Raw genomic sequence first — 7,724 nt, forward strand, 5'->3', positions numbered from 1 at the left:
GGCACGCGGTCGACGCGGGCGCACCATGCCCGCGCCGACACTCCGGCGGTGAGTCAGTAGCCCGTGGAGTACGACAGTTGTTCGATCAGCGGGGCGAGCGAGCTGAACAGCGTCACCGCCCAGATCACGACGGCGATGATCGTCACGAGCGTCACCGCGATCCATCCCCAGACCGGTCCGAGTCCCTTCCCGGTCTGACGCCGCAAGATCACTCCGCGCCCGATGATGTACACCGCACCGCTGGAGACGACGAGGACGAAGAAACTCCACGCCCAGTGGAAGGGCTTCTGGATGCCGCGGGCGCGAAGCTGACGCCAGTCGAGGTAGGAGAACAGAACGGTCAGTCCGGCGATGACGAAGCTGAACGCGGAGCCCCCGGCCGAGACGGCCAGCGACGCCGACGCGGCGTAGGGAGCCTGCTGCGGGTAGATCGAGGCGTACATCGACTCCTGCAGGTAGGTCGCCCAGTCGAAGAGGAAGAGCGGGATCAGCGCGACGAGCGGCAGGACGACGACGAGCCAGATCCAGACGGTGTTCGTCGGGATGTCGGCGCGGCCGGATGACGGGGCCGCGTCTGCGGGCGAGCCAGGGTATGCGGGTGCGCCGGAGCCGGGGTAAGCCGGGAAGCCGGAGGCCGCGCCGTAGGACGGGGTTCCACCGGAGGGGGCGGCAGCGGCACCGGCGTGGGTCGGAGCGTCCGAGCCCGGGGCGACCGGCGGAACCGGCGGGGCGGCCGGCTCGGCGGGTGCGACGGCCGGCGGGATGGCCGGCTCGGCGGGGGCGGCCGGCTCGGCGGGAGCGGCGGCCGGCGGGATGGCCGGCTCGGCGGGGGCGGCCGGCTCGGCGGGAGCGGCGACCGGCGCCTCCGCAGCGGACGGACGCACCTCGTCGGTCCACCCGGTGCCGTTCCAGCGACGGAGTCCGCCGCTCCCCGCGGGGTCGGGGTACCAGCCTTCGGGCGGAGTGGGCGTGTCGGTCATGTCGTTCCCCCTGTGATGCTGCGGCATGGCGTGCGTGTCCCCCCGAGTCTAGTGACGGCCCCCGACGTCATCGGAAGTCCCTCGAGGCGTGCGAGACCCCGACACGGAGATCGGTGAACCCGTCGGCGACGACGTTCGTGACCCCCTCGACCGACCTCTCGAGCATGCCCCGCACGATCAGCGCGGGCGATTCGCGCACGATCCGGCGGTACCTGTTCCAGACCCCCACCGAGCACACGATGTTCATGAGGCCGTGCTCGTCCTCGAGGTTGAGGAAGGTGATCCCGGATGCCGTCGCCGGCCGCTGCCGGTGCGTGACGAGCCCCGCCACCTCGACGCGGCGGTCGGTCTCGGCCGAGCGCAGTTCCCGCGAGGTGAGCACGCCGCGCGCATCGAGGGCCGAGCGGAAATGGGTGAGCGGATGGTCGTCGGTGGAGAGCCCCGTCGCCCACAGGTCGGCGGCAAGGACCTCGTAGCTCGACGGGTCGGTGAACAGCGGAGGCTGCACGAAGGCGACCGAGTCGGGCAGGAACTCGGGCCGGTCCAGCGCCGCCGAACCCGACAGCCAGATCGCCTCGCGTCGCGAGTGCCCGAGGCACTCGAACGCCCCGGCCGTCGCGAGGGCCTCGAGCTGCGCGGTCACGAGCCCCGTGCGGCGCACGAGATCGCGAAGGTCGCGGTAGGCGCCCCCGCGCTCCCGCTCCGCGACGATGCGTTCGGCGACCTTGGCCCCGATGCCCGTGACACCGGCGAGCCCCATCCGCACCGCGAACGCCCCGTCGCGGCGGTGCGCCTCGCTCTCGTCGGGTGCGGAACGGTCGAAGTCCCCGGTCGGCGGCTGGTCGGCGCACGTGCACGCGTCCAGCCCGGTGGCGGGGCGGCGGCGGTCGGCATCCGGGCTCCCGGACTCATCGTCGAGCGGCTCGAGTCCCGCCTCGACTCCGGACCGCAGCAGATCCGGGCGCCGCACCCGCACGCCGTGGCGGCGCGCGTCGGCGGTGAGCGTCGCGGGCGAGTAGAACCCCATCGGCTGCGCGCGCAGCAGGCCCGCGAGGAACGCCGCCGGGTAGTGCAGTTTGATCCACGAGCTGGCGTAGACCAGCAGCGCGAACGACAGCGAGTGGGACTCGGCGAACCCGAAGTTCGCGAACGCCTGGATCTTGGCGTACAGCTCGTCGGCCACCGCGCCCACGAGCCCGTTCTTCGCCATGCCGGCGTAGAGCTTCTCGCGCAGCGAATCGATGCGCTCGAGGCCGCGCTTCGACCCCATCGCACGTCGCAGCAGGTCGGCATCCTCGGCGGTGCAGTTGCCCACGGCGACGGCCATCTGCATGAGCTGCTCCTGGAACACCGGCACGCCCATGGTGCGCTTGAGCACCGGCCGGAGGTTCTCGTGCACGTAGGTGATCGGCTCCTGCCCGAGCTTGCGTCGCACGAAGGGATGCACGGCGCCGCCCTGGATGGGCCCCGGGCGGATCAGCGCGATCTGCACCACGAGGTCGTAGAACCTCCGGGGCTGCAGGCGCGGCAGCAACCCCATCTGTGCGCGGGACTCGACCTGGAACACCCCGATCGAATCGGCGCGGCACAGCATGTCGTAAACCGCCTTCTCTTCCTTCGGCAGCGTCGACAGCTCCCACCGCTCGCCCGTGGCATCCCGGATCAGGTCGAAGCAGTACTGCAGCGCCGCGAGCATGCCGAGCCCGAGGAGGTCGAACTTCACCAGCCCCATCCACGCGGCGTCGTCCTTGTCCCACTGGATGACCGTGCGGTTCTCCATGCGGGCGTGCTCGATCGGCACGACCTCGCCCACCGGACGATCGGTGAGCACCATGCCGCCGGAATGGATGCCGAGATGTCGAGGCGCCTTGAGCAGCTCGGACGCGAACTCGATGACCTCGTCGGGGATGTCGTGGTCGGCACCGGTCTCGAGCGTCGCGCCCCAGCGTTCGACCTGCTTCGACCAGGCATCCTGCTGGCCCGGGGAGTGGCCGAGGGCGCGGGCCATGTCGCGCACCGCGTTCTTGGGCCGGTACTGGATGACGTTCGCGACCTGCGCCGCACGATCGCGACCGTAGGTCTCGTAGACCCACTGGATGATCTCTTCACGGCGATCGGAGTCGAAGTCGACGTCGATGTCAGGCTCTTCGTCGCGCAGACTCGACAGGAAGCGTTCGAACGGCAGGCGGTAGAAGATCGAGTCGACCGCGGTGATGTCGAGCAGGTAGCACACGGCGCTGTTCGCCGCCGACCCCCGCCCCTGGCACAGGATGCCCCGCCGTCGGGCCTCGGCGACGATCCCGTAGACGATGAGGAAATAGCCCGGGAAGTCCTTCATCTCGATGACCGCGAGTTCGCGCTCGATACGATCGCGATCGGCGGCGGAGAGCTTCGGATACTTCCGCGGCACGGCCTCCCACACCAGATGCCGGAGCCACGACATCGGCGTGTGCCCCTCGGGGACCGTCTGCTTCGGGAGCGCGGGCTTGGCCCGGCGCAGCGGGAAGGCGAGCTCGTCGGCGAGCGACACGGTCCGTGCGACCGCTCCCGGATACCGGGCGAACCGCGCCGCCATCTCGGCCCCGGAACGCAGGTGCGCCCCGGCGTGCGCGGGCAGCCACCCGTCGAGCTCGTCGAGACTGCGATTGGCGCGCACCGCAGCGACGGCCGCGGCGAGCAGCTCCTTCTGCGGGGCCGCGTAGTGCACGTTGTTCGTCGCGAGGACGGGGAGGCCGCGCTCGGCGGCGAGAGAAGCGAGCAGGTCGTTGTGGGCCGAATCGAGCGGGCTGCCGTGGTCGATGAGCTCCACCTGCACGGACTCGGGTCCGAACAGATCGACCAGGCGGTCGAGCGCGCGGGCGGCTCCCGCCGGACCCTCGGATGCCAGAGCCTGACGCACGCTCCCCTTTCGGCATCCGGTGAGCACCGCCCACTGCGGATCGGTACGGCCCCCGGCGCGTTCGGACAGGTCGGCGAGGTCGTAGACCGGGCGCCCCTTCTCGCCGCCGGAGAGCTGCGCGTGCGTGATGGCGGCGGCGAGCCGGTGGTACCCCTCTTCACCTCGGGCGAGCACGAGGAGATGGGAACCGGCGGGATCGGGCTGACCGTTCTGCGGCCCCGGGAGACCGAGCGAGAGCTCGGCGCCGAAGACGGTGCGCACGGCGCGGGCCTCCGCCGCCTCGGCGAAGCGGACGATGCCGTAGAACCCGTCGTGGTCGGTGAGGGCGAGCGCATGGAGCCCGAGCTTCTCGGCTTCTTCGACGAGTTCCTCGGGCGAGGACGCCCCGTCGAGGAAGGAGTACGACGAATGCGCGTGCAACTCGGCGTACGGAACGGCATCGGCAGGGCGCTCGATCGTCGGGGGAACGTAGGGACCGCGCTTGTGCGACCACGCCGGGCTGTCGCCGCCGTCGCCGTTCGCCGGGGCGGAGACCGGTCGGCGCGTGTCGCTCAGCGCGCGCTCGAGCTCCGACCACTTCACGGGGGGATTGTGGAAGCCCATCAGCGCCCTCCTCTCCGCCCGGACCCGAGGACGAGGAGCGCGGGCAACGTGACCGGCGCACGAGTCGCGGCCGCTCCGGAGGCCACACGCGCCGCGTCCCGCCGCTCAGTCATAGCGCCCCTCCGCCCGCCACTCGCCCTCTTCGACGACGAGCAGCCACGCGCCGCCGTCGGCGTCGACCACCTGGAACCGGTGGGCCCGCCGTCGCCGCAGGGGATCCCACCCGCGTTCGCTGATCGGCCAGGGCCCCGCCCACTCCCGGATCCGCACTCGTCGCCCTCCGGCCTCGAGGATCGCCGGTGGTGCGCTCAGCACATCGCGCTCCCCCACCGTCACCGATGCTCCCGCGACGTCGGTGACCTCCACGAGTCGCGGCTCGGGATATACGGTCGCCGGCAACGGATCGGGAAGGCTCCCCGGCCAGGGCCGGGCACGGTCCTTCGCCGTGACCGCCCGGTCTCCCCACGGCACCAGCACCTGCCGTTCGGCCAGCCAGCGCCCTCCGCCGACGACGGGGGTGACGACGGCGCGGTGCCCGAGCATCGCCTGCACGCGGGAGAGGGCATGGTGGACCCGCTCGTCCGGACCGGCGCCGAACAGCCCCTTGGCGTGGTGGGCCGCGTCGTCGACCGCCTCGGGCTCGATGGACACCCCCGCCACCCCGCTGCCGAAGATGCCGCGACCGTCTTCCGCGAGCTGCCAGCGGACGCGGTCGACCACGGCACCGGCGTCGAAGGACCCGGGGTGCAGCCACACGCGTTCGCTGCGCTCCCCCCGCTCGCCCGAGAGCACCACGCGCAGTTCGGTGCACACCAGGTTCTGCTCCCCCAGGCGCGCGATGAACTCCTCCGCGGCGACACGCATGCCGAAGGCGATCTGGTCGGCGAGTTCGAGCGGCGGCTCGAAGGCGACCTCGCGGCGCAGTTCGGGCGGAGGCGTACGGGGCTGCACCGGCTGGGAGTCGCGCCCGGAAGCGAGAGCGTGGAGTCGGGCCCCGCGTTCGGCGAAACGCTCGCGGACGCGCTCGACCGGCATCGCGGCGAACTCGCCCAGGGTGTGTACGCCGAGACGGGCGAGCAGGCTCGCCAGGTCGACGTCGTCGAGCGTGGTCACCGGAAGCGGGGCGAGGAACGCAGCCGCCTGCCCGCCGGGCACCACGCGCACCGGGTCGTCGGCCCGGGTGACGCGGGCGGCGTGCTCGGCGGTGAAGACGCCGTCGGCGACGCTCGCGCGGGCGTCGGTGAACCCCTCGGCCGCGAGCAGTCGGACGAGCATGCGTGCCGCTTCTTCTTCGCCGCCGTAATACCGCGCCGGACCGCGCGCGCGAAGGGCGCAGAGTCCGGGGCGCACGATCTGCACGCCCGGGGCGTGCTCCTCCACCAGCGCCACCACCGGGGCGAAGACGCGCGCGTCACGGACCGGGTCTGCGGCGACGACGATGACGGACGGACAGAGAGCCTGGGCATCACGGCGTCGCTGGCCACGCCGAACGCCCTGAGCGCGCGCCGCGGCCGAGCACGCGACCACGGCGTTGTTCTCGAACACCGCCAGGGGCGCGTCGGCCCGTGGTGGCCGTGCCGCCTCGCGGCGATACGCCGACACCGGCCAGTCGGGGAGCCACAGCACGAGGCTGCGCGTGGGTTCGCGCATCATCCCGCCGCCCTCTCCCGGTACTCGGGCCGGTACGCCGCGCCGTCGCGCGGGACGAGCCGCTCGGTGGGTGCGCCGAGCAGCTCGATCGAGCCGTCGGCCGCGGGCAGCAGCATGCGCGCCCGCCGAGCCGTGGGCGTGCGCTTGCTGCGCACCGACACCGTGAGCTCACGCCCGGCGAGATAGCCGTGCCCCTGCCCGAGCCCCGCCCACCGCGGATCGGCGACGTCGATCACGGCCTCCGCCTGCGGCCACGGGCCCTGCACCAGCAGCACGGTCCCGCGATCGCGCAACCGCGCCGCGAGCCGGGTGGCTTCGGTTCCTCCTCGCGCGGTGTTCGCCCCCGCCGGAGGGCGCACCGCCACGACCGGCAGGACCTCGGCGATCGTGGCCGTGACCGCCAGCCAGCGCGGCCCGGGATCGGGGATGAAGACCAGCCGGTCGAGGTCGAGACCGTACTTCTCGGCGGCTTCGGCGCCCAGTTCGGGCATGCCGACGACGCCGCACCACGCCCCGTCCTGCGAGGGCCGAGCCATGAGCGCCAGCAGCAGCGACATCGAGCGGGCGATCGCGTACGCCGACCCCGACCGTAGACCGCCGCCGGGAAGCAACGAGGTGAAGGCGGGATGCGTCGGCAGCACCGGCGCGTCCAGGCGACGCCCCTGCATCCGCTCGAGCCGATCCCGGAGCGCGTGGATGTCGGGAACGGCCTCCGCCTGGTCTCGCACGATCGCCCTCACTCCCACAGGTTAGAACATGTGTTCTACACTCTCAATCCCTGTGGTTCGAAGATACGATCACCCTCCGACATCGCCGTGAGCGGCTCAGATCAGGTCGGCGGTCCCCACGATCCGGGCGAATCCGCCCTGCTGCAGCACCAGCCCGGTCGCGGCCATGAGCTCGGCCGCCGAGCGCGTCACGGTCCCCGCGCCCGCGACCTCGGCCGACAGATCGAAGGTGCGGGTGGCATCCAGCACGACGGCCACGTCGTAACCGAGGTTGCCCGCCATCCGCGCCGTCGTCTCCACGCACATGTTCGTCTGGATGCCGCAGATCACCAGTTCCCGGATGCCGCGCTCCCCCAGCCACGCGTGCAGATCGGGGTCGCCGTAGAACGCCGAATTGACGTTCTTGGTCACGAACAGCGCCGGCTCCACCGCTGCGACGACGTCGACCAGGGCATTGCCCGGCGACGAGGGATGCAACGGCGACCCTTCCGAACGCGAGTCGTGTCGCACCACGACGACGGGCTCCCCGTCCGCCTCCCAGCGCGCCACGAGAGCGCCGACGTTCGCCTCGCAGTCCGGATTGGCGGTCGGACCCCAGAAATCGAGGTCGTCGAAACCCCGCTGCATGTCGATCACGAGGAGAGCACGAGTCATGCCTCCATCACACCACCGACCGGGACGCCGCGGGCGCAACAGAGCGGACGACCACCGTCGGGAAACCGCCGCGAACTCGAGACCGGCGACCGCACGACGTCAGCGATCCTCACGACCTCAGTCGCGCACGGCCATCGGGAACTGACGTTGCGCGAATCACCGAGCAAGCGCGCGAGACCGAACGGAGCCAGACGGATGCCACGCCCCCCC

The 7,724-nt window shown here is 72.0% G+C and carries 5 protein-coding genes; all 5 read right to left on the bottom strand.

Annotation, left to right across the window (positions count from 1 at the left end; translation table 11 throughout):
- Positions 1 to 53: 53 nt before the first annotated feature.
- Positions 54 to 980, bottom strand: coding sequence for a DUF2510 domain-containing protein (locus tag AVW09_RS06015; RefSeq protein ID WP_063257152.1), 927 nt, complete (start codon positions 978 to 980; stop codon positions 54 to 56).
- A gap of 67 nt (positions 981 to 1,047) precedes the next feature.
- A complete protein-coding gene (locus tag AVW09_RS06020) occupies positions 1,048 to 4,482 on the bottom strand; it encodes an error-prone DNA polymerase (protein WP_063257153.1) in 3,435 nt (1,144 codons plus the stop codon).
- Between the two features lie 105 nt (positions 4,483 to 4,587).
- A complete protein-coding gene (locus AVW09_RS06025) occupies positions 4,588 to 6,132 on the bottom strand; it encodes a DNA polymerase Y family protein (RefSeq protein WP_063257162.1) in 1,545 nt (514 codons plus the stop codon).
- Entirely contained in the window at positions 6,132 to 6,872 is a 741-nt protein-coding gene (locus AVW09_RS06030; protein ID WP_231901783.1) for a hypothetical protein, read from the bottom strand. The genes AVW09_RS06025 and AVW09_RS06030 overlap by 1 nt, the downstream gene beginning before the upstream one ends.
- Positions 6,873 to 6,956: 84 nt before the next feature.
- Entirely contained in the window at positions 6,957 to 7,514 is a 558-nt protein-coding gene (locus AVW09_RS06035) for a cysteine hydrolase family protein (RefSeq protein WP_063257154.1), read from the bottom strand.
- Positions 7,515 to 7,724: the final 210 nt, after the last annotated feature.

Source organism: Microbacterium sp. T32 (assembly GCF_001619615.1).
In the GTDB taxonomy this organism is placed as follows: domain Bacteria; phylum Actinomycetota; class Actinomycetes; order Actinomycetales; family Microbacteriaceae; genus Microbacterium.